The organism is Corynebacterium sp. HMSC074C04, from assembly GCF_001838295.1.
Classification (GTDB): domain Bacteria; phylum Actinomycetota; class Actinomycetes; order Mycobacteriales; family Mycobacteriaceae; genus Corynebacterium; species Corynebacterium amycolatum.
Window position 1 is genome coordinate 295,231 of sequence record NZ_KV836272.1, and the last position, 16,284, is coordinate 311,514.

At 56.2% G+C, this 16,284-nt stretch carries 11 protein-coding genes; 8 read left to right on the forward strand and 3 right to left on the reverse strand.

Annotated elements, in window-relative coordinates:
* Positions 1-87: 87 nt before the first annotated feature.
* The 3 genes from HMPREF3011_RS05690 (at position 88) to hrpA (ending at position 6,733) form a co-directional block, all read left to right on the forward strand.
* A complete protein-coding gene (locus HMPREF3011_RS05690) occupies positions 88-1,590 on the forward strand; it encodes a DUF1846 domain-containing protein (RefSeq protein ID WP_038628787.1) in 1,503 nt (500 codons plus the stop codon).
* Between the two features lie 61 nt (positions 1,591-1,651).
* Positions 1,652-2,584 (forward strand): oxygen-dependent tRNA uridine(34) hydroxylase TrhO, encoded by a 933-nt coding sequence (locus HMPREF3011_RS05695; protein WP_038628784.1) that lies wholly within the window; start codon positions 1,652-1,654, stop codon positions 2,582-2,584.
* A 93-nt stretch (positions 2,585-2,677) separates the two neighbouring features.
* The gene (gene hrpA, locus HMPREF3011_RS05700; protein ID WP_038628782.1) at positions 2,678-6,733 is read left to right on the forward strand and encodes an ATP-dependent RNA helicase HrpA; all 4,056 of its coding nucleotides are present in this window, start codon (positions 2,678-2,680) and stop codon (positions 6,731-6,733) included.
* Here hrpA and nrdR read toward each other — a convergent pair.
* Complete coding sequence (nrdR, locus tag HMPREF3011_RS05705; protein WP_038628780.1) at positions 6,730-7,212, reverse strand: transcriptional regulator NrdR; 483 nt, start codon at positions 7,210-7,212, stop codon at positions 6,730-6,732. The genes hrpA and nrdR overlap by 4 nt on opposite strands.
* 865 nt (positions 7,213-8,077) lie before the next feature.
* Between nrdR and lexA the strand changes: the two genes are divergently transcribed.
* The 5 genes from lexA (at position 8,078) to HMPREF3011_RS05730 (ending at position 13,228) form a co-directional block, all read left to right on the forward strand.
* Entirely contained in the window at positions 8,078-8,779 is a 702-nt protein-coding gene (gene lexA / locus HMPREF3011_RS05710; protein ID WP_038628778.1) for a transcriptional repressor LexA, read from the forward strand.
* 93 nt (positions 8,780-8,872) lie between these two features.
* The gene (locus tag HMPREF3011_RS05715) at positions 8,873-9,652 is read left to right on the forward strand and encodes a DeoR/GlpR family DNA-binding transcription regulator (RefSeq protein ID WP_016422628.1); all 780 of its coding nucleotides are present in this window, start codon (positions 8,873-8,875) and stop codon (positions 9,650-9,652) included.
* Complete coding sequence (locus HMPREF3011_RS05720; protein WP_038628776.1) at positions 9,649-10,620, forward strand: 1-phosphofructokinase family hexose kinase; 972 nt, start codon at positions 9,649-9,651, stop codon at positions 10,618-10,620. Before HMPREF3011_RS05715 ends, HMPREF3011_RS05720 begins: the two co-directional genes overlap by 4 nt.
* A gap of 35 nt (positions 10,621-10,655) precedes the next feature.
* The gene (locus tag HMPREF3011_RS05725) at positions 10,656-12,815 is read left to right on the forward strand and encodes a PTS fructose transporter subunit IIABC (RefSeq protein ID WP_052155605.1); all 2,160 of its coding nucleotides are present in this window, start codon (positions 10,656-10,658) and stop codon (positions 12,813-12,815) included.
* A 140-nt stretch (positions 12,816-12,955) separates the two neighbouring features.
* A complete protein-coding gene (locus HMPREF3011_RS05730; protein WP_038628774.1) occupies positions 12,956-13,228 on the forward strand; it encodes an HPr family phosphocarrier protein in 273 nt (90 codons plus the stop codon).
* A 91-nt stretch (positions 13,229-13,319) separates the two neighbouring features.
* On the opposite strand, the gene HMPREF3011_RS05735 is transcribed toward HMPREF3011_RS05730, so the two are convergent.
* Positions 13,320-14,663, reverse strand: coding sequence for a uracil-xanthine permease family protein (locus HMPREF3011_RS05735; RefSeq protein ID WP_080972883.1), 1,344 nt, complete (start codon positions 14,661-14,663; stop codon positions 13,320-13,322).
* A gap of 36 nt (positions 14,664-14,699) precedes the next feature.
* Positions 14,700-16,253 carry a GTPase HflX gene (gene hflX / locus HMPREF3011_RS05740; protein WP_224786652.1) on the reverse strand — a complete coding sequence of 518 codons (1,554 nt, stop codon included), beginning with the start codon at positions 16,251-16,253 and terminating at the stop codon, positions 14,700-14,702.
* Positions 16,254-16,284 lie beyond the last annotated feature (31 nt).

The following is a 16,284-nucleotide window of genomic DNA, read 5'->3' on the forward strand; positions in this document are numbered from 1 at the left end:
TCGCAAGGCGGTATCACTACCATGGGCACAGTAGAATTTCGCAATAATTAGCGCGCTCCCCGCAGACACAACTTCAGAAAGGGCACCATGGGTCAGGCTGTCGGTTTTAACCGCGAGAAGTACATCGAAATGCAATCCGCTCATATTAAGAAGCGGCGCGCAGACATCGCAGGTGAAGGCGGCAAGCTCTACCTCGAAATGGGCGGCAAGCTATTTGATGATATGCATGCCTCGCGTGTTCTCCCAGGCTTCACACCTGACAATAAAATCGCTATGCTCGATCGCCTCAAGGACGATCTGGAAATCATGGTGTGCATCAATGCCAAGGATTTGGAGCGCCACAAGGTCCGCGCTGACCTCGACATCACTTACGAAGACGATGTGCTGCGTCTCGTCGATGTTTTTCGTGAACGCGGGTTTGTTGTCGGCAGCGTCGTCGTCACACAGCTTTCCGACGACAACACCCTGGCAAAGAACTTCATTGAGCGCCTGCAGCGACTCGGATTGAGCGTAATCCGCCATCGCAATATCGAGGGCTACCCAACAAACACCGAGAAAATTGTCAGTGAAGCCGGCTTCGGACTGAATGAATGGGCGCAAACGACGCGGGACTTGGTCGTTGTCACAGCGCCGGGCCCGGGCTCCGGAAAGCTGGCGACCTGTCTATCGCAGATTTACCACGACCACAAACACGGGATTCGTTCCGGTTACGCAAAGTTTGAGACCTTCCCTATCTGGAACCTGGCGCTCGAACACCCGGTAAATCTGGCCTACGAGGCGGCAACGGCTGATCTCGATGACATCAATCTCATCGACCCTTTTCATTTGGCCGCCTATGACACCAAGGTCACCAGCTATAACCGCGATGTCGAGGTCTTCCCACTGCTGCGCACCCTGCTGGAGAAGCTCGCGGGCGAGTCGCCGTACAAGTCACCGACCGACATGGGCGTCAATATGGCCGGTTACTGTATCGACGATGACGAAGTGTGCCGAGAGGCATCCAACCAAGAAATCGTTCGCCGTTACTACAAGGCTCTTGTCGACGAACACAAGAACAGCGCAGACGACGAAGTTTCGCAGCGCATTGCCATGATTATGAGCAAGGCCAACGTGTCGACAGCTGCCCGCCGAGTCGTCGCACCAGCACTTGAAGTTGAGAAATCTACCGGGGCGCCGGGCAGTGCAATCGAATTGCACGATGGCACAATCATCACGGGCAAGACCTCTGAGCTGCTCGGATGCTCAGCAGCAATGCTGCTCAACGCTCTCAAGAAGCTCGCCAATATCGACCCGGACTTACACTTGCTCTCCCCTGCTGCTATCGAGCCAATTCAAACGCTTAAGACGCATCACCTGGGCAGCCGCAACCCCCGCTTGCATACCGACGAGGTCCTTATCGCCCTTTCCGTGTCGGCGGCCACCAGCGACGACGCCCGCGCAGCCCTCGCCGAGCTGAAGAACCTTCGAAACTGCGATGTCCACACCACCACTATTCTCGGCAGCGTGGACGAAACAATTTTCCGCAACCTCGGTGTCCTAGTTACTTCCGAGCCCAAGTACCAGAAAAAGGCACTCTATCAGAAGCACTAAACCAGACCACCAGCTCACGTCGAAAATAGGATAACTGGGAGAGCAGACTAGAATAGTCCCCGTGAGCATCAGCAAGATTCTTCTGTACTACCAGTTCGCCCCGCTGTCCGATCCGCGTGCCATTATGCTGTGGCAGCGCGATCTTTGCGAATCGTTAGGGCTTAAAGGTCGCATTCTGGTGTCCGAGCACGGCATCAACGGCACCGTCGGAGGTGATCTCGATGCCTGTAAGAAGTACATCAAGAAAACCAAGCAGTACCCCGCTTTTCACTCCATGCAGTTCAAGTGGAGCGAAGGCGGCGCTGATGACTTTCCGAAACTCTCCGTCAAGGTTCGCGACGAAATCGTCGCTTTCGGTGCTCCGGGCGAGCTTAAAGTCGATACCGAAGGTGTCATTGGCGGCGGCACACATTTGAAGCCAGAAGAGGTCAATAAACTGGTCGAAGAACGCGGCGACGATGTCATCTTCTTCGATGGCCGCAACGCAATGGAAGCCGAGATTGGCAAGTTTAAAAACGCCGTCGTCCCGGACGTAAAGACCACGCACGACTTCATCGACGAACTGGAATCCGGCAAGTACGACTGGATGAAGGACAAGCCGATTATTTCCTACTGCACCGGCGGCATCCGCTGCGAGATCCTCTCCGCGCTTATGAAGAACCGCGGGTTCGAAGAGGTCTACCAAATCGACGGCGGTATTGTCCGCTACGGCGAAAAGTTTGGCAATAAGGGGCTGTGGGAAGGCTCTCTCTATGTCTTCGACAAGCGCATGCATATGGAGTTTGGCGATGGCATCGAAGATGAGGACTACGTACAGCTCGGACACTGCGTCCACTGCGGCAAGCCCACAAACACCTTCCAAAACTGCATCAACGAAGACACCTGCCGTCGACAGGTGCTTATCTGCGATGACTGCTGGGAGGATACCGAGACACAGCACTGTGGGCGCGAGGACTGCAAGGAAGTTGCCGAAGAGCTAGCAGCCGCAAAGTAGGACGCTTCCTGCTGCCATCGGACCATCTTGAGCGTCTCCAATCAGCACAGATGTGGGTTGTCTACCAAGACACGGCTAATCTAGTAGGCAACCATGACTACTCCTAGCCGTTCTGATAAACCAGCTCCACGTGTCCAGTCGGGAAACCACCACTCCCGCCATCGCAATTCCGCCAGGCCGCAGCGCTCTGACAAGCCTGCTAAGGACACGCGTAAAAAGGAGCTCTACCAGCTCGCTGATCAATTACCTATTCGGGAGGCCCAGTCCTTCCGACGTCGGCTAAAGCGAGCATCCGCGCCGAAGGCGCTGTCTGCAATCTCTGCAGACCTCGACTTTGCGCTGGAGCGGTTAGAAGATCGTCGTAATGCGATTCCTCGCATCACCTACCCGGCGCAGTTGCCGGTGTCCGCCCGCCGCGACGATATTGCAGAGGCGATTGAGAACAATCAGGTCGTCATTATTGCTGGTGAGACTGGCTCTGGTAAAACTACCCAAATCCCGAAGATATGCCTAGAACTGGGACGCGGGGTGCGGGGCAAGATTGGCCATACGCAGCCACGTCGTATTGCGGCGCGTTCGGTGGCGGAGCGAATTGCCCATGAGCTGGGCGAGAAGATTGGACAGCACGTCGGTTATGCGGTGCGTTTTGATGACCGCGTGGGCAAGGATACCTGCATTAAACTGATGACCGACGGTATCCTGCTGGCCGAAATTGGCCGCGACCGACTGTTGCGTGAGTACGACACCATCATCATCGATGAGGCGCACGAACGCAGCCTCAACATCGACTTCCTGCTGGGATATTTAAAGCATATTCTGCCGCAGCGCCCAGATCTGAAGATCATTATCACTTCGGCGACGATTGATCCGGAACGGTTCGCCCGTCATTTCGCGCCTGACGACGAGCACACTGCGCCCATCATCGAGGTGTCAGGGCGCACCTACCCGGTGGAAATCCGCTATCGCCCTCTGGTGCGGACTGTTGTTGCGAAAAATGGGCAAGAAAAGGAAGTCGCCATCGAGCAGATCGATGGTGTTATCGCTGCGTGCGAGGAGCTCATGCGGCTTGGCGACGGCGATATCCTGGTGTTCTTTTCGGGTGAGCGCGAGATCCGAGAAGCAGCCGAAGCCATCGAGGGCAGGCGCTGGAAGGGTGTAGAAGCCGTTCCACTGTTCGGTCGGCTATCTAATGCAGAGCAGCACCGAATCTTCACCCCGCACTCCGGGCGCCGCATTGTGCTGGCGACCAATATCGCGGAGACGTCGCTGACGGTGCCGGGTATTGAGTACGTCGTCGATACTGGTACCGCACGCATTTCCCGGTACTCCACCCGCACGAAGGTGCAGCGCCTGCCAGTCGAGGACATCAGCCAGGCATCCGCGAATCAGCGCTCTGGACGCTGTGGTCGTGTAGCTGATGGCGTGGCGATTCGTCTCTACAGCGAGGAGGAATTTCTCTCTCGCCCCGAGTTTACGGATCCGGAGATTCTGCGCACCAATCTCGCTTCGGTTGTACTGCAAATGATTTCGTTGCGGCTTGGCGCGATTGAGGCCTTCCCCTTTGTCCAGCCACCAGAGCACAAGGCAGTGCGCGATGGCATTAACCTGCTCACAGAGCTTCAGGCTATTACCACCACGTCGGCGTCTGGGAGAGGCCGTGAATCTGACTCCGGCGCCAGTGCCGACGCCCCCGAGCTGACGGACATCGGCCGACAGATTGCCCGTATACCTGTCGACCCGCGCCTTGCCCGCATGCTGGTCGAAGGGTACGAAAACACCACTCTTGGGGCTGTGACCGTCATTGTCGCCGCGTTGTCTTTGCAGGATGTTCGCGAACGTCCGCTGGAGTTCCAAGCTCAGGCAGATCAGCTACATGCCCGTTTTAAGGACACCACCAGCGACTTCAACTCCCTGCTGAAGCTCTGGGAATACCTGGAGGAAAAGCGCCGCGAGCTTAGCGGTAACCAGTTCCGCAAGATGTGCAAACGCGAGTACCTCCACTATCTGCGCGTTCGCGAGTGGCAGGACTTGGTGCGTCAGCTCCACCAGGCAACGGCTGAGCTGGGCTGGAGTCTTTCGGCCCGCAGCTTAACCAGCGGTGTCGACGATCCCGACGAGGTGGCAAAGTCGCTGTTACCGGGTCTGTTATCGATGATTGGTACGCGCGAGGGCGAGGGCAAGGAATTTACTGGCACCCGAAACACGAAGTTCCTCATTCACCCCTCGTCCGCGCTGGCGAAGAAGCCACCCCGCTGGGTGATGGCTGCGGAGATCGTCGAGACTTCTCGAACTTTCGCTCGAAACGTTGGCACCATTCAGCCTCAATGGGTCGAAAAGGTGGCTCCTCACCTGCTGAAACATCAGTACTCGGAACCGCACTGGTCGGCTAAACGCGGTGCGGCTATGGCTTACCAGAAGTCGACGCTCTACGGCGTGCCCGTAGTCGTTGACCGACTGGTGCCTTATCACCGTGTTGATGCGGATGCCGCACGCTCTATGTTCATCCGCTGCGCACTTGTCGACGGCGAGTGGAACACTCATCATGAGTTCTTCAAGAACAACCAAGACAAGCTGGCCGAAGCTGCGAAGATCGAGGAAAAGCAGCGGTCCCGCGGGATTGTCGTCGACGACGATGTTCTTTACGCGTTCTACGACTCCAAGTTGCCTGCTTCCATTACCACTGCAGCCAATTTTGACCGCTGGTGGAAAAAGACCAAACCCAAGCAGCCGAATCTCCTCGATTTCGATCCGAACAAGCTGCTCAATCCGGATGCCGGCGATATCGATGACAATGCCTTCCCCGAAATGTGGCAGCAGGGCTCCGTCGATTTCTCGCTGTCCTATAAGTTCGAACCGGGAGCTCCTGATGACGGCGTAACCCTTCGCGTCCCGGTTCCTCTCCTGGCGGGTCTGCGTGAAGATGGCTTCGACTGGCAGGTTCCCGGTCTGCGCGCCGAGCTCGCAGAAGCCTATATTCGCACTCTCCCGAAGGCTCTGCGTAAGTCAGTTGTCCCCGCGCCGGATTTCGCACGCCGCGCGCTGGAGACAATGACGCCGTATTCAGGGCGCTTCGTTGATGTTTTCGCCGATGCTTTACGACGGCTCGGAGGCTCCGGCATCAATGGAGCCGATTTTGACCCGTCCAAGCTGCCAGCGCACCTGCGCTTTAACTATGCGGTTATCGACCGACACGGCAATATTGTCGATCAGAGCCGTGATCTCGCCCCCTTGCGCGCTAAGCACGCGGCAACTGTCTCGACTGCCGTTTCGAAGCGTGCAAAGTCTGCAGCCCACGAAGCCGTGAAAAAATGGACTTCGGACAATCTCGGCACTGTGGCAGAGACAGTCAAAAGTACTGTCGACGGTCAATCGGTCACCATGTATCCGACGCTTGTGACCACTAAGGATGGCGTGGCCGTCGAAGTCAAACCAACTAAGGCCCAGGCCGAGGCCACATTGGCAACTACCAACCTGACTATGTTGTTGCGCGAATGCCCCGTCAACGCTGCACAAATGACTAAGGGACTTCCACTTCAGCAACGCGTTGGTGTGGATGCGTGGCCGCATGGCGGCGCAGATGGACTCGTCGAAGACTGCCGCGTCGCAGTAATCCGCGATTGCATGATAGCTGCTGGTGGCCCGGTACGATCCCCCGAAGAATTCAACAAGCTACTTGAACAGGTTCGCTCCGGTGTCGCCTCGGAGGTACGCCAGTTGGTTGTCGGCATTGCACAGGCCATGCCGGCCTATGTCTCGGTGACTAATCAGCTGGATAAGTGGGAAGGCGATGCTATTGACGATATGCGTCGCCAGCTGGAGTTCATGTTCCCCAAGGGAGCGGTGGCCAAGCACGGATGGCAGCACCTGCGTCATTTGCCACGCTATCTACAAGCGATGGAGATTCGCCTTGAGGAAATGAACCGCGATCCCGGCCGTGATGCGGACCGTGAAGATGAGGTTACTGAGGCTCGTGAATATTTAGCTGCGAAACTCGAGCGGCTGCCCAAGGGGCGAGCGCATTCTGCGGAAGTTCGGGATATTCAGTGGCTTATCGAAGAGCTACGCGTCAGCCTCTTTGCCCAGCGTTTGGGAACAGCCCACAGTGTTTCCCTGACCCGAATAAAAAAACGTGTGGATAAGCTGCGCTAAGGCATCTCCGCTTCCTTGCCATGCGCCTGTGGTTTCTTTCCTTTGCGCATGCTGGAGATTTCCTGGATGAAGTCATCCGCCGAAGAAAATGACTTGTAGACGGAAGCGAACCGGAGGTAACCCACCTCATCCAATTCTTTCAATGGTTCAAGGATGGCGAGACCGATATCATTTGAGTCCACCCGAGGCGTGCCTTTCTCGCGGAGGCTCTCCTCCACTTTTTGTGCAAGCTTCTTCAGCTGAGACTCTGATACTTCACGCCCCTGGCACGCACGTCGAACACCCTGGATAACCTTTTCACGGTTGAACTCCTCAGGGATTCCATCCCGTTTAACAACCATCAGCTGCGAGCGTTCAATCGTAGAAAAACGTTTACCGCAATTCAGGCATTCTCTCCGGCGACGAATCCCCATACCGTTATCTATTAACCGTGAGTCCAAGACTCGTGTCTGATCATGGTGACAAAACTGGCAATACACAGCCTCCAGTCTACGTCCAACCCCAACGCCGGAAACCGGAATGATTATTGCGCGGAGTAGGAAGCGTACGTAGACGTAAAGGTGCTTTCGACTGTCTCACTTTCCCCTTGTTCAAAGACCACGCTGCCGAAAACTCCGAAGAAAACACCAAGCCCTAGAGCCCATACCGCCATCAAACGAGTCAGGTTAGTGCCTGAGGATACATCACTACGATTGGACTGCTGCGCCCTGCTAACAGGTAGAGACGGGCGCCCGTAGTTGACCGAGACATGACTAGGCCGCGACCTGTCCCTCCGCATTCGCGCCGATGAAGCCCCATCGCGATTGCGCTGTGCAATACGTGCACGCTGACCGGGCCGAACGATGTGCTGCGTGCAAGACGCACTACGTTCACCCCACACCAACGGGGCTTTCCGTGTCGTCCGAGCAGAGGGCTCGGAAACTTGAGAAAAGTCAATATCAGATGCGCTGCTAACACCTAGTGCGGTTGAAACCGTAGACATCATGTTTTCTCCCTTTCCAACGTTGACTCTCCCACCGTTGCCGGCCTGGAGAGAATAAGAGTTGTACGACCGTTTCCCGACGCTCTGGAGACTATGTCCAAGGGCGGATGCAGAGAATCCGTCTAGACCTTTTCATCAAACGACTGTTCGAGTAACTTGTCATGTTCGATTTATAACACCATGTTCGAACGTTGTCTACTGCTATCCGGTTTTATTTTCGATTTTCGGAACCGCCACGGCCTCCGAGCACGGATTACGCAGACTTTTTCCAAAGAATCCAAGGACGTGCGGTGTTCGATGCTCGACGATTCGAACAGTTTTGAGCTATCATTCATTCGAAAGAGTTTGAGAAGGGATGTTCCATGGCTCAAAAGAAGAAAGCGAACCCTAAAACACTCACCGATCGGCAGCGTCGCATTCTTGATGTCATTTCGGATGCCGTCGTACTTCGCGGATACCCACCGAGCATTCGAGAAATTGGAGATGCCGTGGGCTTGAATTCCACCTCGTCGGTGGCATACCAACTCAAGGAGTTGGAAAAGAAGGGCTTTCTCCGCCGCGACCCACACAAACCCCGTGCGGTAAACGTAAGGGATTCGAAATCCTCAGCTGGCACTTTCACTCCGGTAAAGCCTGGGCCAAAGGCCACTGGCAGCACCCAAACTCCCGAGATACCAGAGGACATGCCAGAGCCAATCTTCGTTCCTATCGTTGGACAGATTGCGGCTGGCAACCCCATTTTGGCGGAACAGCATGTGGAAAGTCATATGGCACTTCCGATGGAGATTACGGGCTCTGGTCAGCTGTACCTACTCAAGGTCGTGGGTGATTCCATGGTTGACGCAGGCATTCTCGACGGAGACTGGGTGGTAGTCCGTTCCCAAGACGTGGTCGAACAGGGCGACTTTGTTGCAGCCCTGTTTGAAGATGAAGCAACAGTCAAGGAATGGCACGAAGACGCTGCTGGCAAGTGGCTAATGCCCCATAATCGCGCATTTGACCCGCTCCCCGCAGAGCACGCCAAGATCCTCGGCAAGATTGTCAGCGTCCTACGCAGTCTCTAATTTCCCACATTTTCGTTGCCCGAAACAGACACAAACGGGCATACTGGAAACAGGTAGTAAAGCTGAGAATTCTTAACAGCTAAGGAGCGGGGAATGTACGCAGAGGAACGCCGCCGGAAGATTGCGTCTTTGACAGCAGTCGAAGGGCGCGTGACGGTCGCTGATCTTGCGGAAGCTTTCGATGTCACAGCAGAGACGATTCGCCGTGACCTAGCTCAGTTGGATGCAGAGGGCGCAGTTCACCGTGTACACGGTGGCGCTGTAGCTACTCGTTCTTTTCAGACTGTTGAGTTTTCAGTTGCCGCTCGAAAGAACGCGCAGAAAGACGCGAAGCTCTCTATTGCCCGCTGTGCTGCCGATTTTCTACCTGACTCTGGTGGTGGAATTTTTCTCGATGCCGGAACTACCACCGAGGCTCTTGCAGAGCTGATGGTCCACTCCCCTGATAACCGCCGTTGGTCGGTTGTCACAAACTCTCTTCCCAACGCCATCACACTCGCAGGATCGAACCGCATTGAGCTTCAACTCCTTGGCGGCCAAGTCCGCGTCATTACTCAGGCGGTTGCTGGCGATACCGCACTCCGTACTCTTGCGGTTATGCGTGCCGATGTCGCTTTCATTGGTTCTAATGCCTTGACAATTGACCACGGTCTTTCTACTGCTGATCCGCAGGAAGCAGCGGTAAAGCGCGCGATGATCACGAATGCGCGCAAGGTCATCGTTATGGCGGACTCGACGAAACTCGGCCGTGACTTCCTTGTCAGTTTTGCGGCATTGGAAGATATCGACGTCGTGATTACAGATTCCTCTGCCCCGGAGCAATTCGTGAACGATCTCAGGGAGCAAGGTGTCGAGGTCGTGGTTGCTTCATGATCCTGACCTTGACTGTAAATCCGTCAATCGATCGACTTGCTCGCCTCGATACGGAGCTCAAGCGAGGTGGAGTGTTCCGCCTACCAATGGCTGAGGACATGGCTGGCGGCAAGGGAATTAATGTGTCCAAGGCGTTGCACTACGCGGGAGAAAAGACGCTCGCGCTCTACCCGGCATCAGACTCCGGAAAATTCACACGTCTGTTGGAAGTCTCTGGCATCCCCCACGAAGCCATCAACACGACTAACGAAGCCCGCGTTAATCTCACACTCGCAGAGCCAGATGGGACGACCACCAAGCTCAATTCCCCTGGCATGACATTGACAAAAGCGCACCGTAGACGTGTCCTGGAGAAGCTTATCCACCATGCTAAACGCGCCACGTGGGTAGTTTTCGCAGGTTCACTGCCCCCTGGCGTCCCCCGGGATTTTTACGTTCAATGCACCGAAGCGGTGTATTCGGTCAACCCGAATATTCGTGTTGCTATGGACACTAGCGACGGCCCACTGACTGAGGTCGTTCGCGCATTTCCGAAGGTGCGGCCTTTTTTGATGAAGCCAAACGCCTACGAACTTGGCCAAATCATTGATCAGGACGGCGAAGAACTTGAGGCCGCTGCAGCCGAAGGGAACTATCTTCCCGTAGCGCAAGCTGCTCGTGCACTGAACGAACTTGGTGTTTCCGAAGTCCTTGCCACTCTCGGCGAGGCAGGGGCGGTACTTTCAGTGAAGTCAGGCGGTTGTTTCGCTGCTACCTCACCCTCGATAGTCGCTCAGTCCACGGTCGGTGCTGGAGACTGTGCTTTGGCCGGCTACGTTATGTCCCGCGAACGCGGTGATAGTCACCAAGATTCACTAACCACCGCCGTGGCTTATGGGGCGGCGGCAACCAGTCTTCCCGGTACGACCATCCCCTATCCAGAACAGGTTCGCCCCGAGGCTGGCCGGTTATGGCAGCTCGACGCTTAGCTTTTCGATGCCTAGATAAGGAACATTAGAAAACCATGTCTTCTTCGGCAGATTCTTCCGCTATTGCATCAGACCTGGCCGATGAGTCGACAGTGTACCTTGACCTAGATGTCGGTCCACAAAAGGAGAAGATCCTTAACTACCTCATCGCTAAAGCCGTAGAGACCGGCCGCGCCACCGACAGCAACGGCATCGTCGCGGCAGCCCTCAAACGCGAAGAGAAGGCCCCGACAGGTCTGCCGGGCGGAATAGCCATCCCCCACTGCCGCCATGAGGACTGGTCGACGCCGACCCTGATGTTTGTCCGCTTAACAAGCGCTACGGAATTCACCACACCAGATGGGCCGGCGGACCTGCTTTTTTTCATTGGTGTCCCAGCCAGCAACAGCGATGTCCACGTCGATATTCTGGCTGCACTCGCAAAAGCACTTCGCGATAAGGGGTTTCGAGCAGCTCTTCGCGGTGCTGAAAGCGATGAAGAGGCCGCCCGGATTATTAGCGAGCACATCACCAAGGCGCCTCGTCGGAAAGCGAAAAAACCTCCGGCGAAGACCAATATTGTCGCCATTACGGCCTGCCCCACGGGCATCGCTCACACTTATTTGGCAGCCGAAGCGCTTACTGGCGCGGCAGAAAGCATGGCTGATGTCACGCTAACTGTAGAGACTCAGGGCTCGGCAGGAACCCAGGAAGCCCCCGCAGAAGCAATTGACCGGGCCGACGTGCTAGTAATCGCAGCCGATATTGGAGTTACGGGGCTTAAGCGCTTCAGCGATAAACCACAGGTCAAAGTGCCAATTCGTAAGGCAGTCAATGAGCCCACTGCGGTTATTGAACAAGCGAAGGCGGTAGCAGAACAATCACGTGTTCGCGCCTACGACCGAAAGGCGCCGCAACCTAAGAATGACCACGACAAAGAGGCCGCTTCGCAAACCGGTAATGCAGGTGCAGGCCCTACATCTGAGAGGGTACGAGCAACTACGAAGGTGGGGGCGCGTAAATCGTCGTTAAGCGGCGATAAAGCCTTCGGACACTGGGTTCGTGACGCCATTATGACCGGTGTCAGCTATATGGTGCCGTTCGTAGCCGCTTCGGGGTTGTTGATTGCGCTGGGATTCCTCGTCGGCGGTCATCAGGTTGGTCTAGTAGCTGACGCCGTGACTAGGGATTTGCGGCTGCCGGAGGTTATCGGACTCGATGCTCCGATTACTGTGCCGACAGAAAATCTCGGCACCGTGCTAGTTGACCGTAGTGGGCTGTGGCTGTATCTCGGCTCGACGCTTTTTGCAATCGGTAACCACGGCATGCAGGTCATTGTGGCTGTAATGAGTGCTTATATCGCCTTTGGCATGGCTGGCAGAGCCGGTATTGCACCCGGCTTCATTGGCGGTGCCATCGCGGTCACGGTTGGCGCCGGCTTCCTTGGGGGCCTGGTGACAGGCATTCTGGCGGGACTAGTTGTAGCCCTACTGTTGAGGATGAAGGTCCCGGACTGGCTGCGACCGCTGATGCCGGTTGTCGTGATTCCTATGCTCGGGGCTATGGCCGTTGGGCTCACCATGTACCTGCTTCTCGGGATGCCGCTGGCATGGCTGATGACGGCCCTGCAGCAGTGGCTGCAATCACTGGATACGACAGCGGCGTTCCTGTTCGGTGGTCTTCTCGGCGCAATGATGTGCGTAGATATGGGCGGAATGATCAACAAGGCTGCTTATCTTTTTGCCGTCGCAAACATCGCCTCGGAAGATCCAGCATCATGGAAGATTATGGCCGCTGTGATGGCGGCGGGCATGGTACCTCCGTTGGCGACATCGCTGGCAGTTGTACTCCGACCAAAGCTGTTCAGTTCAGCTGAGCGTCAAAACGGCAAAGCGGGCTGGGTGCTCGGTGCGGCCTTCATTTCAGAGGGAGTGATTCCCTTCGCCGCCGCAGATCCGCTGCGAGTGATTCCGTCGATTGTGATTGGCGGTGCCGTCACCGGTGGCACTTCAATGGTTTTAGGAGCCGCCACACGCGTTCCACACGGAGGTATTTTCGTGCTGTTTGCAATCGACAATCCTGTCGCATGGCTTGCTGCAATCGTCTTGGGCAGCATAGTGGCAGCAATTCTCGTTGTGGCAGCTAAAAGCCTGTGTCCGCGGCAAGTCAGTACCGATAATCAAAACCTAGAAGCAGACATTTCAGCGGACGCCTAAATTCTTTCGCTAAACCCAGCTGCGTCCGCAGAAGCATTCCTGCAAACTTCACCAAACATGCCCCATCCCAACCTGCCAAGCGATTAAGCTCTGAACAGGTGTCGAGGAAATCGAGAAGCAGAAAGGCAAGGTGCCGCCCCATGGCTACGCAACACGTCCACGTCGGCTCCAAGGTGGGTATTCACGCCCGCCCCGCGTCGGTAATCGCTGAGCGTGCCTCCCGATTTCAGGAAGAAATACTGATCGAACTCATTGATTCACCCGAACCCGACAACGAACCGGCTGATGCTTCCTCAACGTTGATGCTGATGGCACTCGGCGCAGGATATGGCGATGAAGTCACAATCACCAGTACAAACGCGGTTGCGGTGGAGCAGATTGCACAGCTGATCGCCCAAGATTTGAGCGATTAAAAGCAATATGCTTAACGACGGAACATCGTGGCAACGGTCACGGGGTTCCGTCGTAAAGCATTCGTACAAGATCCTGCTCTGGACGGGTGGCCTACGAGCGGTTCTCGCCGATGCGGTTATAGAGCCAGTTTAAAATTGGATAGCCGATAATAATGCCGACCGAACCCCAAGCAATGCCCTCCAGCGTCAGCGAACCGATGTCGAGGGTGAGGTTGCCGATACCCGCAATCAGCGCGGTGGCGGCAGCGGTGAGATTGACCGGGTTGTTGAAGTCGACCTTTTCGTCCATCCAGATGCGCACACCGAGCAGACCAATCAGGCCGTAGAGCACCATCGTTGCCCCACCGAGCACGCCGGTAGGAATGGTCAAAATGAGTGCGCCGAACTTTGGAATGAAAGCCAGTGCAATGGCCGTGAAAGCTGCCACCCAGTAAGCGGCAGTCGAATAGACACGGGTAGCGGCCATAACCCCGATATTCTCAGCGTAGGTAGTGGTACCAGAACCACCAGCTGAACCGGCGATGGTGGTGGCTAGACCGTCTGCAATAAGAGCATCGCCAGCGATGTCATCGAGGTTTCGGCCGGTCATGGCAGCAACAGCCTTGACGTGACCGACATTCTCGGCGATGAGCACTACGATGACGGGCAGACCAATCAGCATCGCATTGAAGTGGAACTCCGGCGCGTGGAATGCGGGCAGACCAATCCAGGCGGCATTGCCGACGGTTTCTGTAGCCTCGGGCGAGAGATTTCCGGTGGCAGCGGCGAAGACCCAGCCGATTAGTACGCCGATGAGAACACCCAGACGGCTGACCATACCGCGGCCAGCGACGGTTGCAAAGACAATGGATACCATCGTGACAAATGCGACCAACGGCTGAGTGGCGAAGTTCTCCGTGGCAGCAGGCGCCAGGTTAAGTCCGATGAGAGCGACGATGCTTCCTGTTACTGCAGGTGGCATCACTGCATCGAGGACACGCTTGCCGGCGAACTTTACTACGAAGCCAACGAGCATGAGCGCGATGCCGGCGCAGAGCACGACACCGAGCTGAACACTAATGCCCTGCGCCTGTGTCGCGGTCAGTGGCGCGATGAAGGCAAACGACGAGCCCAGGTAAGAGGGCAAGCGATTTCGGGTTATCAGCAGGAAGACAATCGTGCCGATACCCGAGAACAGCAGTGTGGTGTTGACTGGAAAGCCGGTCAACAGCGGCACCAGAAGAGTTGCACCGAACATGGCAATGACGTGCTGTGCGCCAATGCCAATCGTGCGAGGCCAATCGAGGCGTTCGTTGGGAGCCACCACGGCTCCCGGTGCAATCTTTCGACCGTCACCGTGAATATCCCAACCGAAAAGACGGCCACGTTCGGCATTTTCAGCAGGCGGATTTGCGGAGGTTCCCTGTTGGGTCTCCGCGTCAGAAGTAGAATTCATGGTTGTAATGCTAGTGGATGCCCACCGCAGTTCCCGCTACGGTTCGATGTGGTATGCCGACAGTTCATCCGCGAGGCTAGTGGGCAAACGCACGTCCATCTGGGTGCCTTGCTCCGTCCATGTTTCCGACAGCACGGTCGCATCTTCGTGGAGCATGGAGACAATATTGCCCTTGTCATAGGGGATCAACATGTGAACGTGAGACTCCAGCTCATTGAGAGCAAGCTCGAGTCGGGTCTCCAGTTCACCAATCCCCTCACCCGTTCGCGCAGAGACAAAGACCGCATCATCGAGCTGGTGGCGTAGCTGGGCCAGAGTGATGCCATCGGCCTTGTCAACCTTGTTGACTACCAACAGTTCGGGCGGAATCTCGGCGTTTTCTTCCTCCGCGATTTCGTTGATGACTTTGTTGACAGCCTTAATCTGCTCCAGCGGGAATGGGTCAGAGGAGTCTACGACGTGCATGATGACGTCGGCTTCGAGTACCTCTTCCAAGGTCGAGCGAAAAGCTTCAATGAGCTGCGTCGGCAAGTGACGCACAAATCCGACCGTATCGGTCATAATCACCGTGCGACCGTCGCGAAGCTTGGTGCGACGAGTCGTCGGATCTAGCGTTGCAAACAGCGCGTCCTCCACCAGCACACCAGCGCCTGTCAGTGCGTTGAGCAACGAAGACTTCCCCGCGTTGGTGTAGCCGACAATTGCCACGCGCGGCAGGTGACCAGCCTTACGACGTGCGCGCTTAATCTCACGCGCAGTTTTCATACCAGCCAATTCCTTGCGAATCCGCGCCATATCTTGGCGTAGTCGCTGACGATCGGTTTCGATCTTAGTTTCACCTGGACCACGCAGACCCACGCCGCCGTTGGAGCCCGCGCGACCACCAGCCTGACGCGACAGGTTGCCACCCCAACCGCGCAGACGCGTGTAGAGGTACTGCATCTGTGCCAGCGAAACCTGCGCCTTGCCCTCCTTGGACTTCGCGTGCTGAGCGAAGATGTCCAGAATCAGCATGGTGCGGTCAATAACCTTGGCGTCAAGCCGGTCCTCCAGCGCCACCAATTGGCCAGGAGACAGCTCACCGTCGCAAATAACTGTATCTGCGCCGGTAGAGGCGACAATATCGCGAAGCTCGTTAAGCTTGCCGGATCCCACGTAAGTACCAGGGTCTGGCTTATCGCGGCGCTGCAGCACCATCTCTAGAACTTCCGAACCTGCAGTCTCCGCCAGCGCAGCGAGCTCCTCCATCGCCACTTCGGCTTCCTGTAGGGTCCCGGATGTCCAGACACCGAGCAGCACAACGCGTTCCAGTCGGAGCTGACGGTACTCGACCATCACCTCTTCAGACTCAGTATGCGCTACTGACCTGGTCAGCCGGCGCAGAGAGGATCGCGCCTCCAGATCCAAGTCACCGACGGTAGGTTCCCTTTGCGTGCCGACGTTCGTCGCGAACGCATCCCCGGAGGCACTATCGGCGTTTTTGTCAGCATCATTAGCGTCGATGAAAAAATCGTCCATCTCGTGCGAGGTGCTGGCTTGCTGCGACATTGCGTCGCTGACCTCATCAAAGTTGTTGGAAAAATTCGTCATACTAGCTGCTATTGTCGCATGACAAGCCAAA

Bases quoted from the DNA above. Each gene is read 5' to 3' on its own strand.
- HMPREF3011_RS05735 (WP_080972883.1), bottom strand. From the start codon at position 14,663: ATGAATTCTACTTCTGACGCGGAGACCCAACAGGGAACCTCCGCAAAT.
- lexA (WP_038628778.1), top strand. From the start codon at position 8,078: ATGGCTCAAAAGAAGAAAGCGAACCCTAAAACACTCACCGATCGGCAG.
- HMPREF3011_RS05720 (WP_038628776.1), top strand. From the start codon at position 9,649: ATGATCCTGACCTTGACTGTAAATCCGTCAATCGATCGACTTGCTCGC.
- HMPREF3011_RS05725 (WP_052155605.1), top strand. From the start codon at position 10,656: ATGTCTTCTTCGGCAGATTCTTCCGCTATTGCATCAGACCTGGCCGAT.
- hrpA (WP_038628782.1), top strand. From the start codon at position 2,678: ATGACTACTCCTAGCCGTTCTGATAAACCAGCTCCACGTGTCCAGTCG.
- HMPREF3011_RS05690 (WP_038628787.1), top strand. From the start codon at position 88: ATGGGTCAGGCTGTCGGTTTTAACCGCGAGAAGTACATCGAAATGCAA.
- hflX (WP_224786652.1), bottom strand. From the start codon at position 16,253: ATGACGAATTTTTCCAACAACTTTGATGAGGTCAGCGACGCAATGTCG.
- HMPREF3011_RS05715 (WP_016422628.1), top strand. From the start codon at position 8,873: ATGTACGCAGAGGAACGCCGCCGGAAGATTGCGTCTTTGACAGCAGTC.
- HMPREF3011_RS05730 (WP_038628774.1), top strand. From the start codon at position 12,956: ATGGCTACGCAACACGTCCACGTCGGCTCCAAGGTGGGTATTCACGCC.